At 48.4% G+C, this 17,737-nt stretch carries 12 protein-coding genes; 5 read left to right on the top strand and 7 right to left on the bottom strand.

Translation table 11 applies throughout. The features are described 5' to 3' along the window. Window positions 1–29 precede the first annotated feature (29 nt). Window positions 30–1,427: a ferredoxin:protochlorophyllide reductase (ATP-dependent) subunit N gene (locus tag NG796_RS02070; RefSeq protein ID WP_261204255.1), complete on the top strand. Its 1,398-nt coding sequence runs from the start codon at window positions 30–32 to the stop codon at window positions 1,425–1,427. Between the two features lie 156 nt (window positions 1,428–1,583). After that, window positions 1,584–3,944, top strand: coding sequence for an ATP-binding cassette domain-containing protein (locus tag NG796_RS02065; protein ID WP_261204254.1), 2,361 nt, complete (start codon window positions 1,584–1,586; stop codon window positions 3,942–3,944). Between the two features lie 112 nt (window positions 3,945–4,056). Here NG796_RS02065 and NG796_RS02060 read toward each other — a convergent pair whose 3' ends face one another. The 3 genes from NG796_RS02060 to NG796_RS02050 all read right to left on the bottom strand — a co-directional run bounded on the left by NG796_RS02060 (window position 4,057) and on the right by NG796_RS02050 (window position 6,874). Next, window positions 4,057–5,838, bottom strand: a complete 1,782-nt coding sequence (locus tag NG796_RS02060; RefSeq protein ID WP_261204253.1) for a serine/threonine-protein kinase — start codon at window positions 5,836–5,838, stop codon at window positions 4,057–4,059. 70 nt (window positions 5,839–5,908) lie between these two features. After that, window positions 5,909–6,442 carry a GIY-YIG nuclease family protein gene (locus NG796_RS02055; protein WP_261204252.1) on the bottom strand — a complete coding sequence of 178 codons (534 nt, stop codon included), beginning with the start codon at window positions 6,440–6,442 and terminating at the stop codon, window positions 5,909–5,911. Between the two features lie 108 nt (window positions 6,443–6,550). Further along, window positions 6,551–6,874, bottom strand: a complete 324-nt coding sequence (locus tag NG796_RS02050) for a hypothetical protein (RefSeq protein WP_261204251.1) — start codon at window positions 6,872–6,874, stop codon at window positions 6,551–6,553. A gap of 232 nt (window positions 6,875–7,106) precedes the next feature. Between NG796_RS02050 and NG796_RS02045 the strand changes: the two genes are divergently transcribed. Together NG796_RS02045 and NG796_RS02040 are read left to right on the top strand one after the other, a co-directional pair. After that, entirely contained in the window at window positions 7,107–8,735 is a 1,629-nt protein-coding gene (locus tag NG796_RS02045) for an ABC transporter substrate-binding protein (protein WP_261204250.1), read from the top strand. 60 nt (window positions 8,736–8,795) lie between these two features. Beyond that, entirely contained in the window at window positions 8,796–9,668 is an 873-nt protein-coding gene (locus NG796_RS02040; protein ID WP_261204249.1) for a vWA domain-containing protein, read from the top strand. Between the two features lie 508 nt (window positions 9,669–10,176). Here the strand turns inward: NG796_RS02040 and NG796_RS02035 are convergent. Further along, the gene (locus tag NG796_RS02035; protein WP_261204248.1) at window positions 10,177–11,082 is read right to left on the bottom strand and encodes a hypothetical protein; all 906 of its coding nucleotides are present in this window, start codon (window positions 11,080–11,082) and stop codon (window positions 10,177–10,179) included. Window positions 11,083–11,411: 329 nt separating this feature from the next. Between NG796_RS02035 and NG796_RS02030 the strand changes: the two genes are divergently transcribed. Beyond that, window positions 11,412–14,918, top strand: a complete 3,507-nt coding sequence (locus tag NG796_RS02030; protein WP_261204247.1) for a pentapeptide repeat-containing protein — start codon at window positions 11,412–11,414, stop codon at window positions 14,916–14,918. Window positions 14,919–15,020: 102 nt separating this feature from the next. On the opposite strand, the gene NG796_RS02025 is transcribed toward NG796_RS02030, so the two are convergent. The 3 genes from NG796_RS02025 to NG796_RS02015 are packed head-to-tail and all read right to left on the bottom strand — an operon-like array spanning window position 15,021 to window position 17,639. Next, window positions 15,021–16,205, bottom strand: coding sequence for an ARPP-2 domain-containing protein (locus NG796_RS02025; RefSeq protein ID WP_261204246.1), 1,185 nt, complete (start codon window positions 16,203–16,205; stop codon window positions 15,021–15,023). Then, on the bottom strand, window positions 16,195–16,725 hold the full coding sequence (locus NG796_RS02020; RefSeq protein ID WP_261204245.1) for a hypothetical protein: 531 nt from the start codon (window positions 16,723–16,725) through the stop codon (window positions 16,195–16,197). The genes NG796_RS02025 and NG796_RS02020 overlap by 11 nt, the downstream gene beginning before the upstream one ends. Beyond that, the gene (locus tag NG796_RS02015; RefSeq protein ID WP_261204244.1) at window positions 16,647–17,639 is read right to left on the bottom strand and encodes a hypothetical protein; all 993 of its coding nucleotides are present in this window, start codon (window positions 17,637–17,639) and stop codon (window positions 16,647–16,649) included. The genes NG796_RS02020 and NG796_RS02015 overlap by 79 nt, the downstream gene beginning before the upstream one ends. Window positions 17,640–17,737 lie beyond the last annotated feature (98 nt).

Below are 17,737 nucleotides of genomic sequence, written 5' to 3'. Positions count from 1 at the left end.
CCAACAATTACGAGAGGAGAATCAATTCCATGACTGTTGCTCCATCTGAAACGCTCACTTTTGAGTGTGAAACCGGCAACTATCATACCTTTTGCCCCATTAGCTGCGTGGCGTGGCTTTACCAGAAGATAGAAGATAGTTTCTTTTTAGTGATTGGCACGAAAACCTGTGGCTATTTCCTCCAAAATGCGATGGGGGTGATGATCTTCGCCGAACCGCGTTATGCAATGGCGGAGTTGGAAGAGGCAGATATTTCGGCCCAGTTGAACGATTATGAAGAGTTAAAACGGTTGTGCTTACAAATTAAGCGCGATCGCAACCCTAGCGTAATCGTCTGGATCGGCACCTGCACCACCGAAATCATCAAAACCGACCTAGAGGGTCTCGCACCCAAACTAGAAGCAGAAATCGGCGTTCCCATCGTTGTAGCGCGTGCCAACGGCCTAGATTATGCCTTCACCCAAGGTGAAGATACCGTCTTAGCGGCAATGGTCCAACGGTGTCCCGAGAAGGTGGAAAAAGAGGAAGAAAAACAAGAACGCAACGCCATCCAGAAACTGCTCAACTTCGGTAAACAAAAAGAAGAAGTGGTGGCAGAAGAAGCGGAATATGCGAATCATCCTCCGTTAGTGCTGTTTGGGTCCTTACCCGACCCCGTAGTAACGCAACTCACCTTAGAACTGAAGAAACAAGGGGTGAAAGTTTCGGGATGGTTGCCATCTAAGCGCTATACCGAACTCCCGGCGATCGCTGAAGGGGACTATGCCTGTGGCGTTAACCCCTTCCTCAGTCGCACCGCCACCGCATTCATGCGCCGCCGGAAAGCCAAACTGATTGGTGCCCCCTTCCCGATCGGTCCCGACGGCACCCGCGCCTGGATCGAAAAAATCTGTTCTGTCTTCGGCATCGAACCCGTCGGATTAGAAGAACGGGAAGCCCAAATCTGGGCCAGTTTGGAAGATTATATCCAACTGATTCGTGGTAAATCCGTCTTCTTCATGGGAGATAACTTGCTAGAAATCTCCCTAGCGCGCTTCCTGATCCGCTGCGGCATGACTTGCGCGGAAATTGGCATTCCCTATCTGGATAAACGCTACCAAGGACCCGAACTCGCCTTGTTAGAAAAAACCTGTCACGAGATGGGAGTTCCCTTGCCGAAAATTATCGAAAAGCCCGATAATTACAACCAATTGCAACGGATTCACGAAGTGAGACCGGATCTCGTCATCACCGGAATGGCCCACGCCAACCCCCTAGAAGCACGAGGAATCAGCACCAAATGGTCGGTCGAATTTACCTTCGCCCAAATTCACGGATTCACCAACGCCCGGGATATTTTAGAGTTAGTCACTCGTCCCATGCGTCGGAATAATTCCATGAAAGACCTCGGGTGGGACCGCTTGGTGAAAGAAGAAGCCCAAGTATAATCTAGTATCAGTTATCATTTAAAAAAAGGGTGGGCATTAGTCCACCCTTTTTTTATTTTCCCCATTTATAGTCACAACTTGATACGGAATCGGGTTGTGATAGGGTTATAAAAACCGGATTCCGTATCACCACCCTTGACGAAGGACCATTGACCCATGACCAATCACCCCGGACAACAGACGGTTTTAAATGTTAATCCTTATCTGGAACTGAATAATCATGGAAAGGTGATACGTCTGGAGTTGACGGGCGATCGCCATGTGTTTGGACGCGATCGCTCTTCGGGGGCGGATTTGCTGGTTCCTCCAGATTGGCAAATTATTGGGCGTGCTCATGCAGTTTTGTCCAAGGTGGGTAGTGAGTATCACATCTATGATGGCGATGGACAGCGCCCGAGTACCAATGGGCTATTTATTGATCGCACTCGGATTACCCCGAAGGAAGGGTTTCTGTTGCGCGATGGCACACAAATTCGTATCGGTCAAAATCCTAAAGACCAAATTTTTCTCACTTATATTAATCCGGCCAGTGCCGGTGCCCCTCCGACGGTGCGATCGCTCTCGTTAACAGGGCGATCGGTGGTTTTAGGACGCGACCCATCCTGTAATCTCCAACTGGATGCGCCGATTGTCTCCCGTCGTCATGCCATTATTGATAATTATACAATAACAGACTATAGCACAAATGGGGTATTTGTCAATGGTCAACGGGTGAAGACTTCTCAGCGTCTGACTGATGGTGCAACGATTCGGATTGGTCCTTTTACGCTGTTGGTGCGTGGGGATGAGTTACAGGTTCTCGATCGCGGTAGTCAGATTCGCTTGGATGCGGAGGGGTTGGTGCGTGAGGTGAGAGATGGACAAAAAGTCAAGCGGTTATTAAATCAAGTGACCCTGGCGATCGAACCGGGACAGTTTGTGGCGTTGGTGGGGGGGAGTGGTACGGGAAAGTCTACTCTGATGCGAACTTTATTGGGAATTGACCCGACGACTCAGGGGCGAGTGTATATTAATGGAGATGATTTACGGACGACGTTTAATATTTATCGCACTCAAATCGGGTATGTTCCCCAGGATGATATTATTCACGGACAGCTTACGGTGAAAGAAGTGCTGACGTATGCGGCGAAATTACGGTTGCCACCAGATACGGATGTGGATACGGTGGTGAAAAAGACCCTGGCAGAAATTGAAATGGGCGATCGCGAAACTGTATTAGTCAATCAATTGAGTGGGGGTCAGCGCAAACGGGTGAGTATCGGAGTGGAATTACTCGCGGACCCCAAATTATTCTTTTTAGATGAACCTACTTCGGGACTTGATCCGGGGTTGGATAAAAAAATGATGCAATTGTTGCGAAAGTTAGCGGATCAAGGGAGGACAATTGTGTTAGTCACCCATGCCACCGCGAATATTAAATTGTGCGATCGGGTGGTCTTTATGGGACGGGGAGGACATCCCTGTTATTTTGGTCCCCCGGATGAAGCATTTCAATTTTTCCGCATCAATTCCGGTGATTTTGCCGATATTTACAACGAACTGGAACAAGGGGAAGAACACGCCGCCCAATGGGCAAATGTCTTTCGCCAGTCCCCCTATTATCGCAATTATGTCGAAAATCATTTGAGTACGGGGAAAGGGTCGGCAGTCGCCCCTTCCAGTCAAGTCAAACCCTCCGGTGTTCACCAGCTTTCTCTCCTGACTCAACGCTATTTTAAATTGGTGCAACGGGACCCAATTAATTTAGGCTTAGTGTTATTAACTGCACCGATTGGCATTAGTTTAATCACCTTAGCAATTCGAGACAAAAACTCATTAATTGGCGAACCGGAACCGACCTTAGCCCCCTTAGCCCTCCGGGTGCTATTTGTGTTTACCTGTGCCGCAATTTGGATTGGATTATCGACTTCTTTACAAGAAATTGTCAAAGAATGGGCGATTTATATGCGGGAACGGTTGGTCAATTTAGGGCTATTTCCTTATTTGGGCTCTAAATTGGTGATTTTAGGGGGATTAGCCCTGCTGCAAACGGTGTTAATGGTAGCAGCAATTTTAATTGGATTTAAAAGTCCTCAACCGGAGTTACTTCCCTGGGCGATCGGGGTTGGAATTAGTACAGTTTTGACTTTGTTTACCAGTATGAGTTTGGGATTGCTGGTTTCCGCCTTGGTTAAAAATAGTTCTCAGGCGAATAGTTCTTTACCCCTGTTATTGCTGCCACAAATTATTTTTGCGGGGGTATTATTTAGCATGGAAGGAGTGGGACGAGTGATTTCCTGGGTGATGCTGAGTCGGTGGTCCGTGGGGGCGTATGGGGCATTGGTAAATGTGAATGCAATGGTCCCAGAACCGACTCAACTACCTGATGGAAGTCTAATGCCTTTGCCCTTTGAACCGACGGCAATTTATGAGCCAACTTGGGCCAATTTGGCCTTGAATTGGGGGATGTTGTTATTGCACACTACGGTGTATTTAGGGTTAACTTGGTGGGTACAGAAGCGTAAAGATATTTTTTGAGCAAAAGGGGTTATCAAATTGGCTGAATTATTTGGTTCCCAGGTCAGTTTTGAATTTCATAAAACTTTTGGTAGTAACGACTTTTATCGTTACTACCAACAAGGCAAGGGGATTATAGGCGACTGGTTTGCTCGATCGTCCATGTGCCGGTTTCTTCATCCCAGACTAAGGACATTCGGAGGGTTTCGGAACTTTCGCCATCTTGCATGGTATAGGTTAAAGAGGTGTCTACAATGGCAGAAAAGGGGGTACTAGCGACGACATTAATATTATTCACATTGACATTTTGCACAGTATCCCACCAGTTCGTATAAGTATCATAATCTTTGGATTGGGTAGTTTGAAATCGGGGATCAAGTTGGTTCCAGGCTTGGGAATAGTTGCGGTTATTAATATTAGCATAGTAGTCGCTGATGGACTCTTCAGGAGTCGGTCGATCGCCCACAGGTTCGGTGGGTTCGGGGGTACTATCCGGCACTTCCGGTTCTGAGGGCGGTGTCTGATCCACCGGCGTTTCCGGTTCCGCAGGGGGAACAACCACGGGAGGCGTTTCCGGTTCTGTAGGGGGAACAACCACGGGGGGCGTTTCTGGTTCTGATGGGGGAGTTACATCGACTGGGGGTTCGGGTTCCGAGGGAGGAACAACCACTGGGGGCGTTTCCGGTTCGGATGGGGGAACAACCACTGGGGGCGTTTCCGGCGTCGTGGGTTCCGAAACAATGGGTGGCGTTTCGGTAGGGGGTGTATAAGCGGGTGGAGAAACGGGAGGGGGGTTGTTTGCAGGCGGTGTCGCGATCGGCGGATTTGGTGAGATTCTGTCTTGGGCGATGCCAAATCCAATCAGAAAGGATACCCCTAAGACTGCTGCTGCAATGCCAACTGCTCTGGGGGAAATACCCGGTTGAGGCGATGATTGTCGGTAGGGGGGAGGAGGAGGGGTTACGGGCGCACGATTTGCCGGGGCGACGGGGACCGTAGCGACTTGAGAAGGGGGTACGGGCGCACGATTGGGTGGGGCGACGGGGACCGTAAAAGCGTGAGAGTTAACGTCGGGTTTTAAGGCCTCTAACATATCTTGGGCGGTGGGAAAGCGATCGCGGGGATTAAACCGAATGGCGCGATCGAGAACCATCGCTAAACCCGGACTCACCGTGGGCGCAAAGGACCGCCACAGGATCTCACCTGTTGTCGGATCTGTGGGAAATTCCTGGGGAATTTTCCGGGTCAACATATAAATCGCTGTCAGTCCTAAACTATACAAGTCGCTGGAATACAAGGGTCTACCGGCAGCTTGTTCCGCCGACATAAACCCGGGACTGCCAATGGCGATCGAGTTGGTAACGCCCCCAGAAGAACTCATCGTCGTTGCCATTGTTTCTTTCACTGCCCCAAAGTCGATCAGGACAGGTATATCCTCACCCGGGGAAAAACTGCCCGGGTTCGAGGGCCGCAACATGATATTATCCGGTTTAATATCCCGATGGACGATGCGGAAACTATGGATATATGCAAGGACCGGCAGAATTTTTGTTAACAGCGATCGCACCTGTGCCTCACTCAAGGCCCCCAAGGTTTGGACCTTTTTCGTTAAAGTCCCCCCCTCAATCCATTCTTGAACCAGATAAAATTGCCCGTCTAATTCAAAATAGGCAAACAACTTGGGAATTTGAGCATTTCCATCCCCCAATTGTTCTAAAACGGCTGCTTCCCGCGCAAATCGTTCTTGTACTAGCTGATAAATCGCGGGATTGCCCGTTACGGGTTTAAGCTGCTTAATGACACATCGGCGTTTTGAGGGCATTTGAGTATCTTCCGCCAAAAAAGTTTGGCCGAATCCACCCATCCCTAATTCTTGTAGGATACGATAGCGATTATTGAGCAGTACCGGGTTCATGGAATTTAACCGAGTAGGGGTTAGAACGACAATCACAGAGTTGAGCTAAATAATACCGCACAACCCTGAATTATTTTAAGTCTAGCAAACCACTTTCTTTGAGTTTGGGATTAAAGCGAATCGCCTCTTTAAGTCCCCGGGAGTCCAGGACCGCTAACAAATCCGCTTCGACACGCCGGGACACCTGTTTTAATAGTTTCATCTGGGTGAATTCGTCGATGGATTTTTCGTATTTTTCCCGTTCTTCATCGGTCATCAAGGGTTTAACATCGATCGCCTGAGTCCATTGGGCTTCATCCGGGCCATTTCCCGGAGGCATCTGCCCATTTTCTGCTATCCATGCGGCCCGGATTTCTTCTAAAATGGTCCGACTGGGGCGGTCAATAGTTTGGGCTTTAATCCAATAGCAACAGTTAGGCTTTCGCATCAGGTGTTGTTTCAAACTCAAGGCAATATCTCGGGAATATCCAATATATTGAAGAGTTTTCTGGTCATTAAAAATGGCATAAACTCCGACCTTCCCGGTAAAATCGCTGTTGCAGTTTCCCGCATCATCAAGATAGGGTAAAAATTCGAGAGTAGATAGGGATGAAATCTCCGGCATGAGTCAGGTTTCCAGAAAAATTTTCTTTGATAGCGAGGCGAGGGAACACCAACGATTCAGTTCCGGGGCGTTCCCCCGAGGAATAATCCCCAGATTACAGGGATGATTTTAACTGAGTTTGCGATAAACCGCACATATCCGGCTGGGGTTAAAAATTTTGGCTTTAAACATAAAGTTTGGAGGGACATTAATAATCAAGTAATCCTCTGATTCGTGATACGCTTCAAACTCCCGAGGCATTCCCTTGGGAGTCTGTTCACTATAAGGAACAGGTTGAAACATTAATTCAGTAAATTCAACGTGATGACACTGGGCAGCCTCAGCAACCTGCTGAACAAATTCTGGACTATTTAATAACTGAAATAGAACGGATTTGGTTTCCGGGTTGAGGGTAAAGCTGCCCCCAAAGTTTTGAACAATTTTAAGACCCATAAGAACGGCTAATGACGACAACTGAATCGGGGTTGAGGGAAACACCGGGGCGGTCCGGGACCCTTGAAAACGGCGAGATGCCTTTAACCCTTAACCTATCTTATGGCAAGAGTTCCCCTTTGGGCCGCAGTTTTGGAGAGGTGGGGGAGATTAATTGCGGAGTAGCGGGGGATTTTGGTGATTCTAACTTTTAGAATAAGAACAGAGATTGAGAGTAGAGAGGTTGTTTAAGGTGAGTACCGCAAAAAGTTGGATCTGCGATGGAGTCCCGAAAAATGGGCAGCATTATCCAAATTGTTCTGGCCCCCACCCTCCCGAGGAAAACTACACCCCAGACTGTATGATCTGTGGGTTACCTCGGGAGGCAATCACGGGGAAAAAGTCTCCCCAAGGCAGTAAAACGGTGTTGTCTGGAGGCAGGGGATCAAATCTCCCTGGATTGGTGGCGATCGCCCTCCTAGTGTTGTTATTGGGCGCAGGGGCTTGGTATCTGTTTGGACGAACTCCTGAACCCGAAGTCGTAGAGAGTGATGCGGGGAGTTTTGCTGTCTCCCCCGGGGCAGTCGATCCGTTAGCTAAGGTGAGTCAAACTGCTGTCAATGCTGAACTCATCAGCCAAGGAGAAAAGATTCTTTTTAATCCCGGAATTAATTTTAACCAAAAAGCAGCCGGGGCGACTGCATTTAGTCAAGATAATTGGACCGAAGCGATCGTTCAATATCAGCAAGCAGCAGAAACGGACCCCAACGATCCGGAAGCCAAAATATATTTTAATAATGCTAAGGCTAAACAAGCGGGAAATCCCCTAATGATTGCTGTGGTTGTTCCCATTTCTGCCAGTGAAAATTCTGCGAAAGAAGTATTGCGCGGAGTAGCATTACAACAAGAACGGTATAACAATTCTCCGCAATTACCCGGGCGATTATTAGAGGTCGTGATTGTCAATGAATCCGAACCGGGAAAAGCGCCTTCCCTAGCCGATGATTTGATTCAATCGCCCAATGTTTTAGGGGTGATGGGACATGGAGTAGATGCCGCATCTCGGGAGGCGATCGCCCGCTATGAACGCGCCCAATTAGCAGTTTTATCCCCCATTAGTACCAGTATTTCCAGTACCGTTCCCGGTCAATCCATTCTTCAAACCATCTCCCTTGCTCAAAAAGCTAATGAGTTGTTTACCAACTATTTACAAGGGGTGGGCAAAACCCTCGCTACCTACGCAGAAAAAAAGGTTTCTTCTCCGTCCGTCGTCGTGTTTTATAACTCCGATAGTCCCTACAGTCAGCAATTAAAAGATGCCTTTTCCGCTGCCTTGATGCAAACCCCGGGTCAAATCATCAAAGAGGTTGATATTACGCAAGGGGGATTTAACCCTGGAACCGAAGTGAGTGATGCAGGGCAACTCGGGGCCAATGTGGGCGTTTTAGCACTCAGTAAGAACAAAGTAGAAACCGCCGTGGCGATCGCCCAAGCCAACGCCAGCGCCGGAACCCCTCTCACCCTCCTCGGCGGAGATGAACTGTATAATCCGAATATCCTCAAAGATGGAGATGCCGCCATCAATGGCCTAGTTCTAGCTGTCCCCTGGCGCTGGCAAGAAGGAGATGCCTTCGCCTCACAAGCGACCAATATTTGGCAAGGGAGAGTCAGTTGGCGGACTGCTACCGCTTATGATACCACCCAAGCCCTAGCCAACGCTATCACCCAAAAACCCACAAGGGCAGAAACCTCACAATTGCTACAAAACGGGATTGCGATCGCCGGAACCGCTACCGATTTTAGCCTATTTGACCGCATCCCCTTAGTCCAAGCTGTTCCCGGGACCAGTGCCGGATTCCGCTATCAATTTGAACCCATTTAAAACAGCGATTTTCGCTAATTTGGGGCTAAAATTATCACCTAATTACCCGCTAATAATACCATGATTCGTTCTCGTCGTCAAATCTGGCAGTACCCCTTATTTCAAATTCCCTTAATCTTCATGATAGGCTGTGCCATTGTTGCCGCTTTATCCTGGCTATTAGGATTTGGAAAACCTCCCGTTGCCGTGGCGATCGCGATCGACTTTAGCGATAGTACCTCCGGCATTGTCCGCCAACAAGAAATTCAAGCTGTCCAATCCTATATCAATCAAAACCAAACCCTCAAAAAACCCAACTCCCTCCAAGTCTTTGGCTTTGCCAGCGACATTCGCGCCCTCACGACCGACTTTACCACCGACAACGACCAAATCGAAACTCAATTCAATACCTCAAGTCAACAACCAATCTTAGAACAAGAACTCGGAGGCGGAACCAACTTAAACCTAGCCATTCAACAGACAACCCGCGCCTTAAGCAACATTGAAAACCGTTGCCGCGAACTCCTCCTCGTCACCGATGGAATTGCCCAGATTGATGATACCGTAATCCAGACGGCTCAATCAGAAAATGTTAAAATTAATGCCGTCATTGTCGGCGGTTCAAACTCCGATGAACTGCAACAAGCTACGCGATTAACTGATGGACTTTATCTATCAGCAGAAGCTAGTAACCTTGAGCTTTTATTCACGCAAACCTTTTTCCGAGATTTTAACAGTAACTTACGCTGGGTGATGTTTTGGTTATCCGGGGCCTTCATCTTTCTAATGTGGACCCTCACTCTCCCCTTAGATCGCTGGCTGTTCCAAGGAATCATGGGATTAGACATGACCCTCAGCGGTCAAATTGCCCTCGCAAACGCCTTATTTTGGACCATAGTCACCCTGATTGCCATTTGGAAAGGATTTGGTATCCCCTTTGGAAACCCTTGCTAATCGAGCTTTTGGGGAGGTCTAGGGATGCTAAACTGCCAGTTTTAGAAGGGTGTCTGTGAGAGGGATAAGCTCAAGGTGCGATCGCGATCGCCTCTCCCGTTTACTCCCATCACCCCACCCCCTCCATTGCCCTAATACTATAAATACAGAACCAATCAAGAGGTAATTGATCATGGCAACCCAAACCAAACAACTGCGGAAAAACACCTATAGCACCTATCGCGACCCCATCACCGGCCAATGGTTAGTATTGAAGGAAGAACAACAGACGGCATAATAGGCGAGGCGATCGGTCTCAGTTAGTTCCTCTAATAATCCTCAAAAATAGACCCAATCAATCTCATGATTTCTTTAATAAATCAATAAAATAATAAAAATTAACCATCCCCCCAAAACTCGTTTCTAGGCTCTGCCTAGGAATGCCTCTTAGGAGGCTCTGCCTCCTTCTTCATCCTTAAAAAACTCTCGGGAAAATCACCCCCCGAGAGTCATTAATCAACCCCAACCGTTAATCTTGATTCTGCACTCGCGCCAAGAGTTCCTCCCAAGAAAGTTGGTAAATTAACTGCATCATGTCCAAAGGTGGAATCAGCAGCAAGGCGTCGATGATGGCGGATAATTCCCCATCAACCTCCCCAAACTTGGCTTTGAGCATCTTTTCAACCATCAGGCGTTGACCCTGCTCCAGGCCCTGTTTGATACCCCGTTGGTTGGCATTTTCTAACCGTTCTAAATACAGTGGTGAGAGTTCCATAACTAGCGATTGGTCCTCCGTCTCTAAATCTTGACGAACTTCTAAAATCGTGAGCAGATTATAGAGTAATTCTAGCGTCTGCACTCGAAAAGGATTGTCTTCCGGGAGTTCCCGCAGTTCAGTAATGGCTTGTTTTTGAACCTGTCCTTTCCCTAACATCCTCAACCATAGGGTTTCGGGGGTCTTGGGTAATTGGTGAATGACAACTATGCCGGTTTTGAAGGACTTCCCTAGAAAATAGATGCCTTCCCCCCAGGTTTCCAAATCTAGTTCGGCTTTAAATCCGCTTAAAACTGCTGTGGAAACCGTGGGAGATAGGATCCAGAGGTGGGGGAGTTGCGCTTCATTGAGTCGGGTATTTTCCCGGTTGGCTTGTCGGTCAAATTCGTTGTAAAGTTCAAAGAGTTTGCTTAGACAACTGCGAATCTCTCCTGGCTGAACTGCATTGCGAAAGGGTTCAAAGATAGCGACAGTGGTGGCGAGTCTTCCTAGTAGTCCTAGGATAGCGACTTCGGGGGGATGGTCCGATGCCGGAGAAAAAATGACATCGACTTCCCGCACTTCCGCTGCGATCGCCCGACTGGCTTCCACTTCTCCAAATGGACTTAACAGTTCAGTTAGATATTGTTTGGCAAATTGGTCGTAAACGAAACGGGTCATTTTTGATAGCGTTTTACTGATTTTATTGTATCAGAAAATAGCCGGATTTTGTTCTGAGTTAGATGTAAATTTCCGTGAATCGTACCGATAGGATAAATACAAACGTAATCAGGAGGGTATAGAAACGACAACTCACCCGAAAGAACTCCGGTAAAATCCATACATGATCTATCGCGATCGCATCACCGGACAATGGGTGGTTATCAAACAACAAAAGTAGGCAGCATGAGGGGAAGGGCCTCTCTTCATTCTGTATTATCAATAACAATTTTGACTTTCCCTCAAGCCTGGATAGGAATAAACAATCAAGACCTGTGCCATAATTGCAAATGGTAGTGTACCCAAAGCGGCGATCGATGGCGATAAAACTCTGGAAATTTCTCAAGCCCTATCTTCACGGTGAGAACTGGGGCGAAACTCTCGAAGATGTGAAAACCGGATCGGAAGCGGGTAAGGCATTTTTTGACTTAGCCAAAGTGATTAAGGACCAAGGTAGCAACCTGGAAACCCTGAAACCTTACCTCGACCCACTCTCCTCACTGCTAGATGCGTTGAATTCGCCCTTGGGTGAACTGGCTGGGGCCGTGATTCCCTTAGCCCCTATCCCCATCGCCCTACTCAAAATCATCGCCAAAGCGACGAAAAAAGATCCGACTCTGGTGCAGTCGGTTGCCTTAGTTAGTCAAGTTGTCTATCTCCAAAGTTTGCAGAAGATTCTCCTGGAAGATAAGGCACTGCTGCAACAAATCGGAGAGTCTCCCGTTTCCAAATCCGTCGCGAGTAATATTCAGAAATTGGGTGACCTAGAATTCGATGAACGGGATGCCAGAGTTGCGGTTTTGTGTTTTCATGAATCGAAACTGGCTCAGGCATTTAATGAGGTTTTAGCACAGCGATTCCAGGAGGCGGGATTAGGCGAGGACCAGGCCAAAACTCTCACGGAACAAGTGGCCCGACAGACCCAGGAATTGCTGATTCCTACCTTAGCCGAAGCCGGAGGGGAGGCGGTAGACCGCTTGGTGAAATGGTATCAACTGGGAGGGGCAGAAAAACTGGAAAAATACCTCAGTATTGAGGAGTATTTGGACCAGAAAATTAAACCCAATCCTGAGGAACTCATTTTTGATGAAACTAAAATTACTTTTCGGGATTTGTATGTCTCGTTGAATGTCCGCTTGCTGGATAGTGAGGGTAAGCCGATTGAGGACAAAGACCCGATGCAACTGGAGGACTGGGTGAAAATGATGCTCCAGGACTCCAAGAAAGATAAGCAAGTGTTGTTTATCCAGGGGGAAGCGGGACGCGGGAAAAGCGTTTTTTGTCGGATGTTTGCGGACTGGGTGCGGCAAAACTGGCATCCCAACTTTACCCCGATTTTGATTCGGTTACGGGAGTTGCGCGCTTTAGCCGGAAATCTCACAGAAACTTTAAACACTTACCTGCAAAATTTAGATTTTGTAACGAGCGACTCGGGTTGGCTAACGGATAAAAATACGCGATTTTTGTTCTTGCTGGATGGGTTTGATGAATTGTTGCTCCAAGGACTTGCCAGCGGTGGACTCAAGGATTTTTTGCTGCAAGTCCAGGACTTTCAACGGCATAGCCACCATCGTTTTTTAATCACTGGGCGTCCTCTGGCATTGCAAGGAATTGATCGCCAACTCTCCCAAACCCAACAGTTAGAACGAGTGGCGATTTTGCCGATGGATGACGAGATTCGCCACATCTGGTTAGAGAACTGGGCGAATAAAGTCGGAACCCAAGAAGCGGATAATTTCCAGCAGTTTTTACAGGCTTGTCCCGCAGAAATTAATGATAATCTGGCCCGAGAACCGTTACTTCTGTATCTCCTAGGGCGAATGCACCGGGAACAGGCACTGAATGCCGCGATGTTTGTTGGAACCTCGGACCAAATTACTGCAAAAATCCGTATCTATGATGAAGCCGTAAACTGGATCATTGAGAAACAGCGTCAGGATGAAAATCTGCGGTTGACGGGACTGGAACCGGAAGATTTGCGGCGATTTCTGGCAGAGGCGGCGTTATGTGTGGTCCAGTCGGGGAATGAATGTGCCAGGGTCGCCATGTTGGAAGTGCGACTCAAGGATACTCATAACCCAGTGGCTGAGTTACTGGAGAACGCTAGAAAAGAAACCCAGTTAGAACAACCGAAAGCGTTGAATAATCTCTTGGCTGCATTCTACATCAAACCGGCCTCCGGGGACCGAGGGGGTTCGGTGGAGTTTACTCACAAGAGTTTTGGGGAATTTTTGTTTGCCGAACGACTCATCGAAAGTTGTATAGATTGGACTCGGACCGTAACCCGACGTCGCGGAGAGGAAGACGATGTAAAGACAGAAGAAATGGATAAGGAAATTTACGATTTGCTCGGGTATGGACCGTTAACCCCAGAAATCGTGCAATATCTGCCCGGATTATGGGCAAAGAACCCAGAGGTGAAGCCGATTCGCTTGTTTGAACGATTGCAGGACTTTTATCTGCGCTGGTGTGAGGGCGAGTTTATCGATGCACCACCGGAAACCCTGCCTCAATTTAAGATGCGTCTGCTCAAGGAGCAGTTGGGAGTGGTAGAGACTCAATTGGGACAGCGACAGGTGGATCTCCATACCGGACTGAATGTGATAATTCTCCTGCTAGAGTTGCACCGTTACGCACAAACTCAGGATGAACTGAAAGATAAAATCTATTTCTATCCCTGTGGTGAACCGAATACAGACCAGTTTGTACCACAGCGCTTGCTTCAGATTATCGGCTACAGTGATTGTGTCGCTGTGTTCGCTTTTCTCAAAATTATAGGATTCTACCTCAGCGATGCCGACCTCAGCGATGCCGACCTCATCCATGCTATCCTCATCCGTGCCGACCTCAACGGTGCCAACCTCAACGGTGCTGACCTCAACGGTGCGAACCTCAGTTATGCTGACCTCAGCGGTGCGAACCTCAGTTATGCTGACCTCAGCGGTGCCAACCTCAGTTATGCCAACCTCCGCCGTGCGAACGTCTTCCGTGCGAATGTCATCCGTGCCAACCTCAGTTATGCCGATCTCAGTTATGCCGATCTCAGCGATGCCGACCTCATCGGTGCTAACCTCAGTCGTGCCGACATCAGTGGTGCCGATCTCAGTTATGCCGATCTCAGCGATGCCGACCTCATCGGTGCCGACCTCATCGGTGCCAACCTCAGTTATGCTGACCTCAGCTGTGCTAACCTCAGCGATGCCAACCTCAGCGGTGCCGACATCAGTAGCGCCAACCTCAGCCGTGCCTACCTTACCGCAATGGTTTGGGATACTGGTACAACATGGGAAAATGCTATCGGATTGCATGAAGCTACGGGGGTCTCTCCAGAATTAGCACGACACCCCAAATTTTTGGCTGCGGTTGTCTTGAGTCAGGGTCGCAGTTGGGTGAGGGAAGGCAAAGTTAAAGAAGCAATTGCAGCTTACCAGAATGCTCAACAGCTTGATCCAAATTTGCTAATTTCTGCTGACTTTTGGAATGCTCTGTGCTGGTATGGCTGTGTATATGGCAATGCTACTGATGCCCTTACTGCTGATTTCCTTAATGCAGGTGAACAAGCGGTGAGTCTAGCGCCTGATATTATTGAATATCAACATAGTCGTGGACTTGCTAGGGCTCTGGTCGGGGATATAGATGGGGCTTTAATAGATTTTCATGCCGTTTTAGATCGTGGACGCTTTCCCTATTATGGTAATGATGGCCAACAACTACAGCGATGGGTAGAGGCATTGAATGCGGGTGAAAATCCCTTTACTTCCGAGGAATTGGATGCGTTACGGAAGATCAATCGATAGGAGTGATAGGCCAGCAGGTAGCAGTGATCGCCTAACAGATAGGAGCGATCGCAAAAGTAAAAACCCCTTCCTGTAGCCGCATCATTCACGGTGTCGGCATCGCTACCTCCTGCCTTTCTTCTGATTCTTCCGCGCTACTTCTAACAGATTTTGCTTCAACAAATACCCAAACCCTGCCTTGTCCAACCGCAAGACTAATTCATCCTTACTCTGTCCCAATTCCCGGGCGGTTATTTCTAAATTCCAGTCATGTTTTGCTAACTGACTTAACAAATAGACCCGGCGGGTTTGGGCGGCGGATAAGCGATAGGTTTTTAAATATTGAATCTCTCCGTCTTCTGAAATAATCGCCTCTCCGATATGATTCTCTCCCTTGGGTTCGAGTTCGGTGATAAACCGCTGTAGTCCAAAGGTTTCTAAGGTGTAAACTCGCTGACTTTTTAACGATCGCCCTAATAAATCCCCTGCCATAAATCCGTGAAACTTTCCCCAGTGCGATCGCATCTCAGCCACCGCCTTCCTTAACTCCTCCAAATTCTGGATTTTATCCGCTTCAATGGCAACATCCATCGGCAATGGGGTATCATAAAGTAACCCATATTGAAATATCAATTCTCCATAAAAATCTTCCAACAAACTGCTATGTAAGGCGCGATAATCTTGGGGGTTGGGAACGATAAAGGCGGAGGCGATCGCATCGGCAACAAACACCAACACTCCCACTTGATTCTCGTGAATTTCAAACACCCGCAAGGCGTCGGCAAATCCCCCGACTGCCCGTCCACTGTATGACACCTCCCCCCGCGAACCCAATCCCTCCGATAGCGCTTGCCGGGAATACTCCTGCCATGCGATCGCTGGTCCCGAAAAGAACATCCCCAAAAATCCCTCCATTGCTAAATGCATGGGCAGAAATCTCAGGGAATTCTCGTTTTCCCGTTTCACCATCCGGTGCATTAGTCGCACTTTCGCACAACCATAATCCACCACTTTGCCATCCCGTCCCTGCAATTGTGTCCCGAATGCCACATCCGTTGTCCCCTCGTCCCAGGACAACACTAACCCATGTGGAATATAGGAAATATAGCTCATCTCCGGGTTCTGCATCTTCCCCTCCACTGCCACCGAGGAGAAATCTTCCCGGTAACGGCGCTGTCGCAGGCGTAAATCCGGGCGGAAATGCGATCGCAACAAAGGCACTAACCGAACCCCTCCATACACCTGGGATGGCGCAATCTCTAACCCGCGCAAGGATAATTTCTCTAACAATGATATTTTATTGCTCATTCGCTTCCCGCTTCTCCCCCAACAATTGTCTCACTTTAGCTGCGAGATATGCTTCCAAATCCGCTAATTCCGCCGTTCCCTCGGCAAAGCGGGCAAATCCCAGCAGGGTGGGCAAATCCTCCGCTTCCCGCAATCCCACCGTAGGAATCGCGGGAGTGAGACTGCGTAATAAAAAGTCATCGGAATCAAACACCGGATTACAATGAACAATAGCGGTCCGTCCCTGAATGTCTAACTTGGTGCGATAAATTTCCAGCACTTGTGCCGCACCTCGGGGTGGGTCGTTTTCCCAACCATCGGAGACGATCGCCACTAAATCCGCACCCCATTCCAAGGCATCTAATACCGGCGTTGCTAAGTCCGTTTGTCCCCGGGGGGTGACTAACAGCGCCTCGCTTCCTGGAACGGTCCAAAATGCCCGATACTCTTGCGCTGCGGCTTTTAGGAGTAATGGGCAGCTAAGGCAATCCCCAGAGGACGCCGCCGCTTTTCTGAGGAACCGGAGGCGGAATAACTGCAATCAAGGACTGTGGCGACGCGTCCCAGGTGCAGGGGAGAGCGTTGTAAAGTGCGGCGGGCGGCGCTGTCGAGGGCTTCATCTAGGATAGCAATGCGATCGCCTCGTTCCGCCCGGGATAACGATAGCACATAAAGCGCTAATTTTGTCAAGGGCATCTGGCCTAAATCTACCGCAATTTCCTGTTTCCCCCGATTGGCTGTTTTTTGCAACCGTAATTTTTCCCCGGGTGTCATCTGTTGCTGAATGCGATCCAGGAAAATCTCACGTTTAATTCCCTGTTGTGCTGCAAATCCTTCAGCAACAGTTAAGGGTAAAGCATAAATCGCCTCTTTATTATACTTTGCTTTCCGAAAATCCTCGAAAATCTTCGTTTGATAGGCTTTGATTTTCGTCGGGTCGAATAAAAATGCTGCGAGTTCCGTCTCTAATTTGAGATGATTATGAATGGCGACTGCCCGTAATTTCGAGCGATATTTCACCGCTTGAAAGCTGATGTCCCGGCGAGACTGGATATAATCTCTCACAATCGCCCGACTGCGCCGGTTATTGATTCCCCTGCGGCGAATTTCTGCTAAAAGTTTCCACGCCCGTTGTGGCGGCAATTCATTTAAGGCAGCGGCAATTAATGCCCCTTCCTCCTGGCGATGTTCCGGTGAGGTATCTCGTCCCGTTGCCAACAGTTTTAAAATGATTTGAGCGCGATTAAAATGATTGATGCCTGCGGCTAAGGTGCGGGCGTATAATAATCGATAATTGCCTAAAATATAGTCGTGCAAAAAATCAATAGAAACACCTTGACTGTTCTGATTACTATAAAATTCGCGCTGTCCCGTACAAGAGAGACAGGCATTAATAAACATGACTAAATCTTGCCGTTCAATTTGGGAAACCTGTTTTGACCAGTGGGCGTCCACGTTAAAGCAGTTTTGTTTTAAAAGACGCTAACAAGGGGAGTGAGGGGACGACTTGTAGAGTCTAACTTTACAGGTTATTTCCGGAAGTCGCACCAAAG

Source organism: Laspinema sp. D2d, from assembly GCF_025370755.1.
GTDB lineage: Bacteria > Cyanobacteriota > Cyanobacteriia > Cyanobacteriales > Laspinemataceae > Laspinema.
The sequence above is the reverse complement of the archived record's forward strand: the minus strand, read 5'-3'. Positions and strand labels throughout refer to the sequence as shown.